This window comes from Photobacterium satsumensis (assembly GCF_050336935.1).
Classification (GTDB): Bacteria; Pseudomonadota; Gammaproteobacteria; order Enterobacterales; family Vibrionaceae; genus Photobacterium; species Photobacterium satsumensis.
The window spans coordinates 1,072,009-1,088,055 of the sequence record NZ_JAKJSK010000006.1 but is presented as its reverse complement, the minus strand read 5'-3'; the positions used below and the strand labels follow the sequence as shown (position 1 = coordinate 1,088,055).

At 45.6% G+C, this 16,047-nt stretch carries 14 protein-coding genes; 6 read left to right on the top strand and 8 right to left on the bottom strand.

The features are described from left to right. Positions 1-14 precede the first annotated feature (14 nt). Genes otnI through ltnD form a run of 4 tightly spaced genes read right to left on the bottom strand, consistent with a single transcriptional unit; the run spans position 15 to position 3,583 of the window. Positions 15-791, bottom strand: a complete 777-nt coding sequence (gene otnI / locus L4D79_RS05100; RefSeq protein WP_428648248.1) for a 2-oxo-tetronate isomerase — start codon at positions 789-791, stop codon at positions 15-17. Continuing rightward, a complete protein-coding gene (gene otnC, locus L4D79_RS05095; protein ID WP_428648245.1) occupies positions 791-1,423 on the bottom strand; it encodes a 3-oxo-tetronate 4-phosphate decarboxylase in 633 nt (210 codons plus the stop codon). The genes otnI and otnC overlap by 1 nt, the downstream gene beginning before the upstream one ends. Then, complete coding sequence (gene otnK / locus L4D79_RS05090) at positions 1,416-2,675, bottom strand: 3-oxo-tetronate kinase (protein ID WP_428648242.1); 1,260 nt, start codon at positions 2,673-2,675, stop codon at positions 1,416-1,418. Before otnK ends, otnC begins: the two co-directional genes overlap by 8 nt. Then, complete coding sequence (gene ltnD, locus L4D79_RS05085) at positions 2,666-3,583, bottom strand: L-threonate dehydrogenase (protein ID WP_428648240.1); 918 nt, start codon at positions 3,581-3,583, stop codon at positions 2,666-2,668. The genes otnK and ltnD overlap by 10 nt, the downstream gene beginning before the upstream one ends. Before the next feature lie 292 nt (positions 3,584-3,875). Here ltnD and L4D79_RS05080 point away from each other — a divergent pair, with 292 nt between their 5' ends. Then, on the top strand, positions 3,876-4,634 hold the full coding sequence (locus L4D79_RS05080; protein WP_428648237.1) for a DeoR family transcriptional regulator: 759 nt from the start codon (positions 3,876-3,878) through the stop codon (positions 4,632-4,634). Between the two features lie 48 nt (positions 4,635-4,682). On the opposite strand, the gene L4D79_RS05075 is transcribed toward L4D79_RS05080, so the two are convergent. Continuing rightward, positions 4,683-5,102: a hypothetical protein gene (locus L4D79_RS05075; RefSeq protein WP_428648234.1), complete on the bottom strand. Its 420-nt coding sequence runs from the start codon at positions 5,100-5,102 to the stop codon at positions 4,683-4,685. Between the two features lie 163 nt (positions 5,103-5,265). Between L4D79_RS05075 and L4D79_RS05070 the strand changes: the two genes are divergently transcribed. Together L4D79_RS05070 and L4D79_RS05065 are read left to right on the top strand one after the other, a co-directional pair. Continuing rightward, positions 5,266-7,263 (top strand): metallophosphoesterase family protein, encoded by a 1,998-nt coding sequence (locus L4D79_RS05070; protein WP_428648232.1) that lies wholly within the window; start codon positions 5,266-5,268, stop codon positions 7,261-7,263. 278 nt (positions 7,264-7,541) lie between these two features. After that, positions 7,542-8,264, top strand: a complete 723-nt coding sequence (locus L4D79_RS05065; RefSeq protein ID WP_428648229.1) for a hypothetical protein — start codon at positions 7,542-7,544, stop codon at positions 8,262-8,264. Positions 8,265-8,363: 99 nt separating this feature from the next. On the opposite strand, the gene L4D79_RS05060 is transcribed toward L4D79_RS05065, so the two are convergent. Continuing rightward, positions 8,364-8,882, bottom strand: a complete 519-nt coding sequence (locus tag L4D79_RS05060; protein ID WP_428648226.1) for an RNA methyltransferase — start codon at positions 8,880-8,882, stop codon at positions 8,364-8,366. A gap of 250 nt (positions 8,883-9,132) precedes the next feature. On the opposite strand from L4D79_RS05060, the gene L4D79_RS05055 reads away from it, so the two are divergent. Continuing rightward, positions 9,133-11,502 carry a Lon protease family protein gene (locus tag L4D79_RS05055; RefSeq protein ID WP_428648223.1) on the top strand — a complete coding sequence of 790 codons (2,370 nt, stop codon included), beginning with the start codon at positions 9,133-9,135 and terminating at the stop codon, positions 11,500-11,502. A gap of 71 nt (positions 11,503-11,573) precedes the next feature. Here the strand turns inward: L4D79_RS05055 and L4D79_RS05050 are convergent, their stop codons facing one another. After that, positions 11,574-12,425, bottom strand: a complete 852-nt coding sequence (locus L4D79_RS05050; protein WP_428648220.1) for a DMT family transporter — start codon at positions 12,423-12,425, stop codon at positions 11,574-11,576. A gap of 328 nt (positions 12,426-12,753) precedes the next feature. Continuing rightward, a complete protein-coding gene (locus L4D79_RS05045; RefSeq protein WP_428648217.1) occupies positions 12,754-13,815 on the bottom strand; it encodes an isopenicillin N synthase family dioxygenase in 1,062 nt (353 codons plus the stop codon). Positions 13,816-14,139: 324 nt separating this feature from the next. Between L4D79_RS05045 and L4D79_RS05040 the strand changes: the two genes are divergently transcribed. Continuing rightward, positions 14,140-14,826: a GntR family transcriptional regulator gene (locus L4D79_RS05040; RefSeq protein ID WP_428648215.1), complete on the top strand. Its 687-nt coding sequence runs from the start codon at positions 14,140-14,142 to the stop codon at positions 14,824-14,826. 224 nt (positions 14,827-15,050) lie between these two features. Continuing rightward, a complete protein-coding gene (locus L4D79_RS05035; RefSeq protein ID WP_428648211.1) occupies positions 15,051-16,016 on the top strand; it encodes a TAXI family TRAP transporter solute-binding subunit in 966 nt (321 codons plus the stop codon). Positions 16,017-16,047: the final 31 nt, after the last annotated feature.

Here is a 16,047-nt window from a genome sequence, read left to right as displayed (position 1 = left end):
TATTTTTTATTGATTTAGAGATAAGGCTGAACCCATTTCAGACCTGTTTTAGTGCCGTTTTTAGGGTTATATTCGCAACCGATCCATCCGGTATAGCCTGACTCATCCAGCGCATTGAACAGGTGCGGGTAGTTCAATTCGCCTTCGCTTGGCTCGTGACGATCAGGTACTGAAGCAATTTGGATATGACCGGTGTAGTCAGCCAAATCGCGGATAAGTACCGTAAGATCACCGTCCATTATCTGGGCGTGGTAGAGGTCGAGTTGCAGTTTCACATTTGGGCGATCAACTTGTTTGATAAGTTCTACCGCATCTCGTTGGCCTGAGATAAAGTAGCCTGGTACATCGCGGTTGTTCAGAGGCTCAATCATCAGATCAATACCGTGCTCAGCAAACACATCTGCGGCGAAGCGAATATTGCTAATGAAAGTGTCTACGTGTTCTTGGTAGCCGAAGGTGTTATCAACAATGCCTGACATCGCATGGACTTTCTTACAGCCCAAGGTGAGGGCATAGTTCAGTGCAGTATCAACACTGGCACGAAACTTATCTTCACGGCCTGGGATTGCGGCAAAGCCACGCTCGCCAGCATCCCAATCACCCGGAGGCATATTAAATAGTGCTTGTTCGAAGCCATATTTCTCAAGCTCGGCAGCCAGTACTTCTGCGTCATAAGCATATGGGAAAAGGTATTCCACCGCTTTGAAACCGGCTTGGTGAGCTTGCGCGAAGCGCTCTAAAAACGGCACTTCAGTAAAAAGCATGGTGAGATTTGCTGCGAACTTAGCCATTATTTACCTCTCCCTTGTAGGTCTGTGATTTCTTCTTCGCTTAGGTATCGGATTGATTTGCCATCCAGCATCAGTGCGAGCTTTGCGGTTTCTTCAAGTTCCTCGGCATTGTCGACCGCATCGACCAAGTCACTACCTGTCACAACTGGACCGTGGTTAGCCAGCAAGAAGGCACGGTAGTCTGCGGCTCGCTTAGCTAATTCTTTGGCAATACGCGGATCGCCTGGGCGAAGGTACGGGATCACCGGTAGCTTACCTATACGCATAACGAAGTAAGGCGTGAACGGTCTAATCGCGTTGTCGGTATCCAGACCTTCCAAGCAGGACAGCGCCGTTAGGTAAGTTGAGTGCAAGTGGACGATTGCATTACAGTCACTGTTGTTACGGTAAATGGCCAAATGGAAGGCCACTTCTTTTGATGGGCGGTCTCCAGAAATATGGTTGCCATCGATATCCACGACAGATAAACGCTGTGCATCCAGTCGGCCAAACGAGGAGCCGGTCGGTGTGGCGAGAAAGTGCCCGCTAGGCAGTTTGAGAGAGAGGTTGCCCGCACCGCCGGTGGCGTAACCTCGCTCGAACATGGAGCGGGCAAGCGTTACCATTTGATCTCTGAGTTGTTGTTCAGTCATGGTAAAACCCTTGTGCCGTTTCGAAGAAGTTAACGTCACCAAAGTTGCCTGATTTCAGCGCCAATGACAGTTTGCTGTCGACGGCTTTTACCCAAGGCACACCCGGTGCGATCTGAGGGCCGATATGGAAACCTTTGACTCCAAGGCTTTGGGTAACAACCCCGGATGTTTCGCCGCCAGCCACAATGAAATTCTGTACGCCATTTTCTTTTAGCTGGTGTGCTAGCTGGCTGAAGAACTGCTCTACGGCATGGCTTGATGCTTGGGCGCCGTATTGTTCTTGGATCGCTTTCAGCACTTTCGGCTCGGCAGTGGCGTAAACCATAGGAGCGAAATCAGCATCTAGGTTCTCTACTACCCATTGGAATACGGATTCACAGTAATCGTCTTGCTCAAGGCAGGCTTTAACATCCAGTGCCAAGTGCGGTGCTTTTGTGGTGTAGTTAGCAACTTGCTGGTTGGTCATGACTGAGCATGAACCGGACAGCACAACGGTTTTGGCTTGTTGTGGCTTTCCTGATTCTTTCGCCAAAGACTGGTCGCTTAAATGTTCTGTCCAGTTTTTGGCAATACCCGAGGCTAGACCAGAACCGCCGGTTACCAGCTTGAGTGATTTCACCGCTGCACCCAATGTCTCAAGGTGTGACTGGTTGAATGCATCTACGACTGTGTATCGCTTACCTTCTTGAGCAATGGCGGTGAATCGCTCCGTTATTGCCTGGGCACCTTGTTCGATAGTTTGGTAGTTCACCAACCCCGTCGTGCCTTTTGATTGCGCATCCATAAGGCGCACAAGGCTCGAATCTGTCATTGGCGTAACAGGGTGGTTTCGCATGCCGGAATCAGAGAGCAGCTCACCCATCACAAACAGGTGACCATTGAACACAGTCCGGCCATTAACTGGCAGAGCAGGGCAGACGATAGTGAAATCTTCGTTTAGGGCTTCAAGTAGTGCATCTGTTACAGGGCCGATGTTGCCCTCGTTGGTACTGTCGAAGGTCGAGCAATATTTAAAGTAGAACTGCTGGCAACCTTGCTGCTGTAGCCAGTTAAGGGCTGCAACAGACGTATCGATTGCTTCGTCTACCGGGCAAGAGCGTGATTTCAGACTAATCACGACTGCATCGGCTTCTATATCGAGCTTGGTGGTCGGTACACCATTTAGCTGGATGGTACGCATGCCGTTCTCAACTAGAAAACCTGCAATGTCCGTTGCACCGGTAAAGTCGTCGGCGATAACTCCTAGTAGCATGATTTTTGCTCCTTGTTTGGCAGTTCGATGCCATCGAAAATCTTGATCACGGCACTGTCATCTTCTTGGCCAAAGCCAGCATTGCTTGCGCTGGTGAACATGTTTAGTGCTGTGGAGGCTAGCGGGAGTGGGAATTTAAGATCTTTGGCGGTATCGGATACCAAATTTAGATCCTTAACAAAAATGTCGACCATTGACGTTGGTGTGTAGTCACCATCTACAACATGTTTCATGCGGTTTTCGAACATCCACGAGTTACCTGCTGCATTGGTGACAACGTCGTACATCAAATCCAGTGGAATGTTGGCACGGGCGGCCAGTGCCATGGCTTCAGCGCCAGCGGCGATGTGAACACCGGCCAGCAGCTGGTGGATGATTTTTACTGTGGCACCCAAGCCGATCTCAGTGCCAATGTTGTAGACTTTGCCTGCTGTAGCATCGAGTACTGGCTTGAGTTTGGTAAAGGCTGCTTCTGAGCCTGACGCCATAATCGTCATTTCACCGGTGTCAGCTTTTGCTGCACCACCTGAAACTGGTGCATCTAGCATGATTAACTGATGCTCGTGTAATCCCGCTTCAATGTTTTTGGCATCTTCGGCTGAGATAGTCGCAGAGACCATAACGGCTGTACCGGGCTTGAGTTGCGCTGCAAGCTGGTTATCAAAAAGTACCGCTTTAGCCTGACGGGCATTCACAACCAGCAGCAAGACAGCGTCGAGTACTTGGGCGAAGTCAGCACAGTTGTGTGAAACACCTTTTGCACCAGCTTGTTCGAGTTCTTTTAGTGCATCGGTGCTTAGGTCGATACCATAAGTATCAAGGCCAGCACGGATACAAGATTTTGCCGCGCCCATGCCCATAGAACCTAGACCAATTACGGCAACTGATTGTAATTGTTCACTTTCCATTTGCCCCTCCATGTTAACTTTTGTGAATTTGTGTTCTTGTTTGTGATTCTATGATGCTTTTTTGTAAAGGTGAAGGCGTGACTTCACATTTTTTAACGTTATTAGTGATAAAAAATGTGAAAGTCTGATGTGAATATCTGGTTTTTTTAATGAGAAATGTGGAGTTGAATGGTTAACAAACTGAAAAAAGGGAGAATAATCAAACTATGCCCTACCAAATGCTCACATATATTCACATGCGTGGCTGAGTGGTGTTAAGATGCTCGCAAGATAACTATATAGAAGAGCCATTATGATTCCGGCAGAACGACAACGAACTATCCTCTCTTTGTTGGGTAATCAGGAAGTCATTAGCATAAGTGAATTGACTCACCAACTTGATGTATCACATATGACGATCCGTCGTGATATTGCCAAGCTAGAGTCTGACGGGCGAGTAATGTCAGTATCGGGCGGGGTGCAACTGACCGAGAGTATCCATACTGAACTGTCACATGATGTGAAGATTAACCAGCATCGAAATGAAAAGGCTGACATTGGTTTCTATGCCGCCCAACTGATTAAACCGAATATGACGGTTTATCTGGATGCAGGGACGACAACACTGGAAATTGCCCACCAGCTAAATCACCGAGATGATCTTTTGGTGATTACCAATGATTTTGCCATTGCCTGTTATCTGATGAACCATTCCGAGTGCAGTATTTATCATACTGGTGGCAAGGTTGATAAGGGGAACCAGTCTTGCGTAGGGCAGCAAGCGACCCATATATTAAGAGAGATGAACATTGATTTGGCTTTTGTGTCCACCTCCTCTTGGAATCAGCGCGGGATCTCAACCCCAAGTGAAGACAAGGTGTTGGTGAAAAAAGCCATTATTGCTTCATCGCAGCAAAGTTATCTGGTTAGTGATTCATCCAAATACGGAAAGGTGGCAATATTTCATGCCGTTGATATTGAGTGCTTTGATAAAGTGATCACCGACAGTGAGTTTCCTACCAGCTGTATTGAAGACTTCTATGAACGTGGTATTACGGTTGAGGTTGTCTAATGTCATTTATTTGCATCCCTTATATGCAAAAGGGATGCAAATAAATAATTAACTATTGTTACTTGCTTCAATAAAAGGTCGCTGAGCTTCAAACCCATTCATAAATAAGCACCGGTGCGTATATGCAGAAGTAAGTAGCATATGATGATCGACTTCAGTATAGCGTTTCTTCGCACGTTCAGCAAAATACAGATATTCACTGTCTGTACGATTCACAATGGACTCTGCGGCTTTCTCCGGCACATTGAACTCTGAAACTAGAGACTTGTAACTAGAAAGATGAACATTATATCTTTCATTTTCCAAGTACTTAGCTGCTGCTAGGCAGGTTGCTTCTTCATTCAGTTCAAACATCATCTCTTCAGGTGCAAGTTGGCGAGGTTGAGCTGTTTGACTTTTTTCTGCAAGAGCTGTGGTGCTGACTAAAGCACAAGACAGCGTCATAAATAGGAGAGTTACTGATTTCATATTCATAGCATTTAAGGAAATTTGCTAGAGAATATCGATAATCAATTACAGTTTAATTGAATTCGCCCTGCAACGATTGCAGAAAGAAAAACCAAATAGTGTCATCTTTTATTTGTAGATTACCCCCTGTTTGTTCTTAGCGATAATAATAGCAGTGGTAATCATGCAAAATAATACATGGAAGCGTTCACTTGTAGCGATGTCAATTATTGCAACGTTAGCGGGTTGTAATAGTTCTTCATCAGAAGATTCTGGTAAAACATCACCCAAACCGGATACAGCACTAAAAGTTGGCCTACTACCTGACACCCAAGGAGGTGGTTGGAATGTCGCCATTCATCCGATGGAAGCGGTTCTTGCAAAGCATCAGGAAGAGGGGGTAGGTGTCGTTATTCCTGTTGGAGATTTAACCGATAACGGTTCAACTAAAGAGTGGGAGCAATGGCGCTCTGTTGCTGATAAATATCGTGAAGCGGGTATGGAGTTCCTGCCGGTCATGGGCAACCATGAAACGAGCTGGGCATATACTGTCGAGTGGATCGATAACATGCGTCACTTCATTCCTGAAGACGCGGTTCATATGCCCTCAGCTGAGTGGCTGAATTACTATGTCATTCGTGACAACGTCTTAATGATCGGTTTGGCATACTACAACCTGCCCATTGCGTTTGGTTGGATCCAGGATGTTATTGCCGAAAATGAAGACCAGTTTGATCACGTGGTGATAGCCAGTCACGATGGCCTTGTCGGTGCCAAATATGGCCAAACTCGCGAGCAAATTGTCCAAGGGGTAAAAGATGACAACCGCTTGTTTGACATTCACAAGGATATTCGTGAACTTTTTGCTGAGTATGATGTGATTTGGGTCCAAGGTCATGAACACATGTATCAGCGCTCGCAAATTCATGCACGAGTATACGGTTCGAATGATCCGGGTGGCCGCAGTAATGTCGATACGCTTGCTTCGACCCCAAGCGGCGGTAACTACCGTATGCCTTCGTACACCCAGATTGTGAGTGGTAACGCTTCCTATAAAGGCTATGAATACCGCTATGGTGAGCGCGAACTTATTCAAGATGTCATCCAGCATAAGATGGCAACAATGAAGAGTGAATATGATTCGAACCATTTTGATGCCAATGCGGCGATCCTAAGCTTCGATGGTAACCGCGTTGATTACCATGCCTACTACGCGCCTCACAGCATTGGTAAAAATGAAGAAGGCATGAAGGAGCTTGAAAACCCAAACTGGACATTGATGGATACCTTCAGCCGTACGTTGGATCGCTGTGAAGCTTTGATTTACCCTAATTCTATCCCTGACGGCCAGCGCCCAATTCTGAACCATATCGTTGAGTATAAAACCAATGACTGCTTGGGTTACGATGGTTCTTCTGCTCGATTGGTAGGTGGAACCAATAATACTTTCAACCGTGTTGATACGACGGAACGCACTATGGGCTACAACGCAGGTTTGACCCGGGCTGAAACCATGAACGACATGATGCGCCTGACCTATCAATTCTTGTTTACTCAGAACAAAGCATGGGATCCAAACCTTAATAGTGCCGAGCGCGTTTATCCGGGTGAGCAAGGCACTGATGATACTGGTGCAGAGACCGGTAATGTTGTTGTGCCTGCAACAACAATCGATATGAAAAAACATGTCACCTTGAGTTGGTTGCCGAAGACAAATGAAACCCGCTCTGACATTTTGATTGTGAGTGGTATGCAAAACCATGGTGGCGTGTACCAAAATGCCTATGGCGGTGAAAAAAACCTACGAGTCAGCCCGGGGTTACCGGGCTCTCAGCCTGATGGTAGCACGAAGCTTGGGCATCGAGATTTACCAATAACAGCTACCCAAGATTGGGATGTTGAAGAAATCATCGCTGACAAATATGGTGTGCAGTTTACGGCTGATGCTGATTTAAATGCTAAGGGAATGGCCTTGGGTGAGCAAGTTAATGGCGTGTGGAAACCGTTGGTCACTGAAAACTGTGTTATTGATGCACCTTGGGATGAGTCTTTCTTGAGCAATGAACCCGTTCGCGATGCAGACTGTGCTGGCCAGGCGGTTGTGGGCTACGATAGCCAATATGGTAACCGCTGGTGGATGATTGCTGATCGCGATTTAGAGATCGCTTTAATTAAGCAATAAGTAACAAGCATAGTTCAAAAAAGCGAATCAAAAACACCTACATTAAGCCATCAGGTTATGTCTGATGGCTTTTCTTTTCGACTATCTGGATAAATGGAGCAAATGTCAAAAAATCACCTTAAGTTACTAACATAACAAGATCATTTCCTATAATCTAACTAATAGCATTTGCGTTAATTTCCACCCGTGTCCTTTCCATCACAGTTTTCATTAACCTTTTAATCATTTTAACTTTGTCGGAGCGTAAGCTCCATTGTGTCGATTTTGAGGGGATTATTATGCTTAATTTTGCAAATAGCAGAGCCTTGAAAACTAAACAGGCTAAAGTGACCACCGCTTCTAACATCATAAAAGATGTGGTCTTGGTTGATCTTGTAGAGCTGTATTCTTCGGCTGAAATTGAACTGCTACAACAATCGTTGCAACTTATTGATAGTGGAAAAACGCGCATTCAGTGCTTGAAAGAAAAGCGGAAACAAGAAGAAAAGCAAAGAGAAAGTGCCGAAAAAGCACTTCATGATGCAGCCTATGCTAAGGCTTTATTAGCCCTTGATTCTATGTCGCTGTCAGAACTCTATTTCTTGAGTGTGTGCTTCTCATATTCGTCTGCTACGGTGGTGGAGCTGGTTCAGGATTATGATCATCAACACTATTTATCATCTGTGCAGCGGTGGTTAGATACAGGTAGTAATGATGAAGTCCATTTCGAACAATCTCCTGAAGAGGTGCGTGAAGAGTGGCAATGTGGAATAGCAAAAGCCGCGGTTGAAGCGATAAGCTGGCCATACTTGAAATTTCACCGAGATTACCAAGAGTCCAGTGTGGTTTACATTGCACCGAAAGGACTTTCCGATGACTTCCCTCAATCCATTTATACCGCTGTAATAGAAAAGAATCAGTCAAACTTAACCGCAGAGAGCCTAACCGTTATAAACGCGATTGCTGCTTATGAAAACAATGCCGAAAAAGTGAGGAAAATTTTAGAAAGACTCGCTCTCTGAATCCTACATCTTGAGGTAGTTTGGTATAAAGGCCAGCTTCGGAAGGATGTAAGCTGGCCACATCTTGCTATTGAATTTATTGAGCAGTAGACGGTGTCTTTATGCGGAAGGTGTTTTAACAACGAGGTTATTTTTATTGTCGCGGCTTTGGCGGATCAGCTCATCGCCCATAATCACATCCTCTGATTTTGCCAAGCGATCGTAAAGTAACACGTTCACCGTTGCTGCAAGGTTCATACAGCCTACAGTCGGTACATATACAACCGCGTGTGCTTGATCGACAACCTCTTGAGCAATAGTGCCATCTTCTGGGCCAAACACATATAAAGCATTCTCGGGGTGTTGGAAGGCAGGCAGAGCAACAGCACCTTCTGCTAGCTCTACACAGACTATCTTGGTATCGGAAGGGAGATCATCAAGCAGTGATTGCACATTTGTCAGCGGGATTTTACTCGATACGCTTTTGGTGTCTGTTTGAAACTTCGCAGCCTTATCGTAACGCTGGCCGGTGTATGTTACTGAGTCGACACGATAACAACCTGCAGCGCGCATTACTGCACCAACATTTGTTGGGCTTTTAGGGTTACTTAGTCCAATACTGACTCGGGTGTTTTTCATTGATGATTTCCGCTGACCTTATAGTAAGCGCGGTATATTACCAGAGAGGTTGAATGAGGGGTAGGTGGGCGTATTTCGGTGTTTCCAGGTAACTCGTAGAAATACTCTATAACGTAAGGGTATTGTACATAAATACAGCAAACGATACCTTTTAGTATGGCTTAGCAGTAGTAAACGTTGGCTAAGTCACTAAATCATAATAATTTACTGTCTACACTGGATGTAACTGATTGTTTATGGAGGGAGCCATATGACTATTCAACCGCTAAGCAGTGATAAACTGTATCGCGCCTCAGAGCTGAATGGCTTGCCTGAAGATTGTAAGTCGACCAAGAACCTTACTCCGCTTGATGAAATTGTTGGACAAGAACGCGCCCAGAAGGCCGTTGAATTTGCCATGTCGATCAAGGAAAAGGGGTATAACATCTATGCCATCGGTCGTAATGGCCTAGGTAAGCGCACCATGGTTCTGCGCTACCTCAACCGCCACGACCCTAATGGCAACGGTAACCCACTGTATGATTGGTGTTACGTTGCTAATTTCGAGGAAACTCGTATCCCGAAGGTACTTAAACTGCCAGCGGGGAGCGGCCATGCATTCAAAAAAGATATCGAAAAATTGATGACGCGTCTTGTCAAGGCGTTGCCTTTGGCATTCGATAATGAAATGTATTATAGCCGCTCGGAAAAACTGAAAAATCAGCTTACTCAGAAGCAAGAGAGTGCATTACTGACGTTAACCCAAGAGGCCAAAGAACACAGTGTTAGCTTGTCTGTCACGACGACGGGTGAGTATCAATTAATTGCTCTAAATGGTGAAGAGCCCCATACCGAAGAAACATTTGCGCAGCTATCAGAAGAAGATCAACAGGTGTTTGAAGATACGATCAACGAGCTGGAGCGCCAGTTGCGTGGTATTGTTCGCCAACTTACTGAATTGGAAGAAGAGTTTTCCGATAAGATCCAAAAGCTCAATGAAGAAGTGGCCCTTGATGTCGTTTCGCATTTCATCAAAACATTGAAAGAAGAATATAAGCCCCTTCCTGAAGTGACGGCCTATCTAAAAGCAATGCAAGCAGACATCCTCGAGAATCTTGATATTTTCTTGGAAGAGAGCGAAGAGCAAGTGGCCCTTGCATATGCCGCGTTAGATAAAAAAATGCCACGTCGCTATCAAGTCAATGTGCTGGTCAACCAAGATGAATCGAAGTTTCCTATTGTGGTTGAGGAAAGCCCAAACTACCACTCGATCTTCGGTTATGTCGAAAACGCGACATACAAAGGTACCGTTTTTACCGACTTCTCGCTGATCCGCCCGGGTAGTTTGCACCGTGCCAACGGTGGGGTATTACTGATGGATGCGGTTAAAGTGCTGGAGCGACCTTATGTGTGGGACGGCCTGAAACGTGCATTGCGGTCTCGTAAACTGAGCGTAAGCTCGCTGGAGAAAGAAGTGACACTATCAGGAACGATTTCACTCGATCCTGAAGCGATCCCGCTTAATGTTAAGCTTATCTTATTTGGTGATTACCAAACGTACCAGTTGCTCCAGCATTATGATCCCGAGTTCAGTGAGCTGTTCCGTGTTACCGCTGATTTTGAAGATGAAATGAACCGTACCGATGAATCGGAAGCACAGTACGCCAAGTTTATCTCAAGCATTGTTAACGATAACAAGATGCTGCACTGTGATCGTAAAGCCATTGGCCGGATCATTGAATACAGCTCTCGCCAAGCGGATGATCAGAACAAGTTGTCTTTGCACTCGGCCGACATTGCTAATCTGCTTCGTGAGTCCAATTATGTGGCGAAGTCGTCCAATGCCACAATGATCAGGGCGAATCATGTTGAGCTAGCGCTGAGCAATCAGGAAATGCGGGTCAGCAGGCTCAAAGATCACGTGATGCAGACGTTTACCAATGGCACAACGCTGATCGACACTGATGGTGAAGCGGTCGGACAGATTAATGCTTTGTCGGTGATTTCAACCTCGGACTACCAGTTTGGTTCTCCTAACCGGATCACTGCGACGACATCTTATGGTGACGGTGGTGTGTTTGATATTGAGCGCAGCGTTGATTTGGGTGGCCGCATTCACTCAAAAGGGGTGATGATTTTATCGGCATATCTTGCATCCGTGTTTGGTCGCAATAAGCGTATCCCGTTAACCACCCACCTGACTTTTGAGCAATCCTACGGTGGTGTTGATGGTGATAGCGCATCAATGGCCGAGCTGTGTGCCATTGTTTCGGCTTTCTCGCAAATTCCACTGCGTCAGGATGTGGCAATTACCGGTTCGATGAATCAGTTTGGTGCAGCCCAGCCGATCGGTGGCGTGAATGAGAAAATTGAGGGCTTCTTCGATGTTTGTGGCATCAAAGGGCGAGCGCCGAACCAAGGTGTGATTATTCCTCAATCCAATGTTCATAACTTGATGCTGCGAAAAGATATTGTCGATGCCGTTGAAAAAGGTGACTTTAAGATCTGGGCAATTCGTCATGTAACAGAAGCGATTGAAATTTTGATGGGGCAGGCTGCCGGACAAGCAGGCTTGGATGGTATTTACCCTGTTGATAGTGTATTGGGCCAAGCACAGCTTAAACTCAATGCATTGAGATAGTTACCAGATCATGACGACTAAAAAAGACCGCCATTGGCGGTCTTTTTTATTGGTGTCGCTTAGTGTTTGCTTTACGATTTGCTTGGCGTGGCGCGTTGGCTGCCGAAGATGTTTATCAGTGTACCGATAATGATCAGGCTTCCGCCGATTAGTGTCCAAACCGATGGTAGTTCGTTAAATAGGAATGCCCCGAGCAGGATTGAAAATACCACTTGAATGTAAGAGTAGGCCGTTGCCTTGCTCGCGGCTTCTGTTTGCATCGCTTTGGTTAGGCACACTTGCCCAATCTGAGTGAAGATACCCACTAATAGCAGCAACCCAGCTTCAAACAGCGTTGGCATTTGGATATCACTACCAAGCAGGATGAGTGATAACGGAAGAGCAATGAACGGGAAGTAAAACACGATAACCGAACTGTCTTCACTTTTGCTCAAGCGTTTCACAATGGTATAAGCCACGGCACTGAAAAATGCCCCCATCATCGCGATGCCCACGGCAAAGGTCGGTAGTTCGGTGGCGTTGCTGGCGAGCATGTTGGGTTTCACAGTAATGACTAGCCCAAGGATACTCAGAGCAATGCAGATGATAGTCGAAAGCTGAATCCGCTCTTTGAGAAACAGCAGAGCGAGTACTGCTGTAAATACAGGGTGCAGGTATTGCAAGATAGTTGCTTCGGCCAAAGGCAGATGGGCAATGGCGTAGTACACACAAATCAGGCCTAAGGTACCGACGGTTCCCCTGGCGATGAGTAACGGTTTGTTATTTCCCCATACCGGAATTTTCTTGCGCTTAATGTCGAGGTAGCTGAGTACTAGAGAGATAAGTGCCCTTGCCGCAACGATTTGGAATACCGGCATACCAGAAGCACTGACTAATTTTACGCATGCCGCCATGAGCGAGAAACCCAATGCGGATAACAACATATACCGTAAACCGACAGGAAGTTGGTTAAAAATGGAGTTTTTAAGGAAAGAGGGGTATAGGGTTTTAAGCATTGATGGAATTGAAACCTCAGCGTTTGTAATGCAGCAAAAAAATGTTATCCCAAATGATAATGGGAATCGATGGCGCAATTCTGCCTGAAAATCATGCATAACGCATTAGATATGTGTGATGAATATTGTGAAATATAAATCAAGCAGTGTAAGCTCAGTTCGCCATTGAATACCTCAAAGCCTAATGTAAAAAGCCAGTTGTGAATATCAACTGGCTTTCTGGAACATTAACAGAGCGTGGTGTTATTTATGATAACTAGCTGTCATCGTTATTGTATTGTGCGAATGATTTCTTATTTTGGGCGTTAATGTACTCAGCGGTGATCACCGGTTCATATCGGACTTCATCTGAGTTGTTCAAGCCCATGTCACGAGGGTCAATAACCGCATCAGGTGTTGGGTCGAAGAAGATGGCGATCGAATGGCGCTCGTTGCCGGAGCGGTTAATAACTCGGTGCAGGTTTGAACTAAAACGATCATTCGACCAACGGTGCAACAAGTCACCTACGTTGCATACCAAGGTGCCAGGTATAGGTACAGCTGTTACCCATTCGTTATCTTTGGTCAGCACCTCCAGCCCGCCGTTCATGTCTTGCAGCAGCAAGGTTAAAACGCCGTAGTCGGTATGTGGGGCAGAGCCATAGCGCTCTTCGGCCTCGTCTTGTGCTGTTGATACTGGATAATAAACCAATTGACCACGCGCAAGCGGTGTTTGGTATCGCTTGGCGAAGAAGTCCTTCTCTAGACCAAGGGCGATAGCAACGGCTGAGAGAATTTTATGACCGACCTGGCATGCAGCGTCATAGTAGGGAAGCAAATCGGATTTCAACTCAGGTGCAGAGTTATCAGGCCATAAATTATCTGCAATAAGGGGGAGTTCAGCTCGTTTCTGGTTGAGCGCTTCGGTCCATTGTTCTGGGCCCCAGAAGAATATTTCTTTTAAGTCATGGGTCTTATTACCTTCCAGTGTCGCCATGCCTGGTGCGAGCCAACCGCGCTGGCTGGTATTGACCGGAATTTCGTTCTTGGCTGCTTGCGGTTTGGCAAAAAAGCCGCGCATTGCAACCCCAGCATCATCGATGATTTGCAGAGGAATACCATGGTTTGCGATATAGAAAAAACCCTTATGAGTGACAGCATCGAGGATTTGCTTGGCAACGGCGTCGACATTATCACCTTCGATAAGCGGTGCGATATCAATGACTGGAATATCGTCAGTGGTGATAGTTTTGGCTAAACCATATTCGGCATTTCGAATGGCTTCAATCTGGGCTTCTTTATTCATTGGCACGGCTGGTACAAGGGTATCGGTAGTCATAGTCTTCCTCTCGACTGAGTTAATCCGTTATCTCGCTGAATTAATTTTGTATTCTTAACTTTATTCAAAGATGTATACAGTTTATCGGGTGTAAAGAAAAAGTGTAGCCATCTTGTTATGAAAGTGTGATCGAGTGAGGTTTTGAATGCGTGATTTTGCTTTGGCTAAAACTTGCGAATATTCTTCATTTTCATAATCCAGCACTAACTTTTGATGCTCTGCTTGGGATAGAACTTGACTCGGGTTAAGCAAACTGAATACAGTTCATCGAGAATCTATGAAAAAAGAAAAATAAAAATGCCTAGCTCAGTCACTGATAAGCCTATGAAAAAAACAACAAAATCAAATGATGACATTAATGTGTACCAAACCGTTCGTGATATGGCGATTTCGTTTCACTTTAAGCCAGGGGAGCGGATAAACGAAGGTAAGCTTGCTGCCTATCTCGGCATAAGCCGCACACCCCTACGTGAGGCAATGCAAAAGCTGGTATCGGACAAACTATTACGCTGGGAAAGAAATAAGGGCTTCTTTTGTCATATGCTGGACGAGAAAGAGGTCTTCGATTTGTATGAGTTTCGCAAAATCATAGAACAACAGGCGACTTACCTTGCGGCTGAGCGTGCAACTGACGAGGAGTTGCAGGCGCTAAAGGCGGCGGCAATTGAATATTCACAACTAGGTGATGATACACCCAAAGAAGTATTGCTCGACTTTGACCAAAAGTTACACCAACAATTAGTGATGTTATCTGGCAATCAGGAGTTAGCGGAAGCGTTGAAGAAAATCAATCAACGAATCTATTTTATCCGCTGGGTTAACCTGACCGATCGACCAACCGGCAATGAATCTGAACATATTCATATTATTGAAGCTTTGATTGCACGTGATGCAGCCAAAGCAATGGCCATCATGGGGAACCACGTCGAAAAGCGAAAAGAGCAAATTTCCAATTATATCCGAGAAGGCTATGGTCATATTTACACAGGTAACACACCTAATATTGTTTAGCCGCTCAAAACCTTATTAGCTGGTTGCCTCTTTAATCGGTCTGATCCTGTAAAGGTCAGGCCGTTTTTGTTTATGTTGATTTTACATTTTCATCACATTTTAATCACTCGTAATTGACCTTTTATATTCGGTTCTGTATACAGTTTAGAATACAGAAAAGAATGCGGCCTGCGTGACATAAATATTACAGCGCAAGGAATTCGTTTAGAAAGTGAGGGAAAACAATGAAAATGCTCAATAAAGTCGTACTTTTATCCGCTGCAATGCTTGTTCCTGTTGCTAGTCATGCAGAGACCATTGAATGGACATCAGGCCAGTTGGGTGGTGGTTGGTATAGCATGTCATCCGGTTTGGCGAACCTGATCAAGAAAGACAACCCAGAATTTAACCTCAAAGTAGTTCCAGGTGGTGGTACGGCTAATCCAACTAAGGTGAATCGTGGCCGAAGTCAGATTGGCTGGGGGCTAGATACTTTTACGTATCAGGCCTATACAGGTACGGTACTGTTCAACGGTAAACCACACGACGATCTGCAAACTATTGGTATGAGCTTTTCGGATGTGTATAGCCACTTTATTCGCGCAAAAGATGCGCAATACCAGTCGTTAGAGGAAATCCTTCAGGGCAAGAATGTGAAGCTCGGCATTATTCAGCGTGGTTCGTCTGGCGAACAAGCATTCCGCTGGATCATGGAAGCGAATGATACGGATTACAATACGCTTCGGAAAAAGCAGGGCTTTAAGATCAATCATGGTAGTTTTGCTGAGCTAAGCTCGCAGTTCAAAGATGGTCAGATTGATTATGTCTTCGGTAACCTAGGTTTGCCGGGAGCTGTCGTAATAGAAATGGGGCAGTCACGTGATCTGGCGTTTGTTGAGTTTTCCGAGCAACAGCTTGAGAAGCTGAATAAAAACTACGGTCTACTGCCAACGGCTATTCCTGGTAAAACGTACCAAGGGGTGGCCGAGGATTCCCATACCATCAAGATGGCAACAACCTTGATGGTAAATAAATCGGTTTCAAACGAGACGGTGTACAAGATCACCAAGTCATTGTGTGATAACCAAGCTCAATTGCCATCGATTCACGATAGCATGTCAGTATTCGATTGCGCGACTTCAATGCAAGATGCACCCGCTCCAATCCATCCCGGAGCTGAGCAGTACTTTAAGGAAAAGGGCTACCTGTAATCCTTCGTTTTACGCCGTAATGATAAGCACA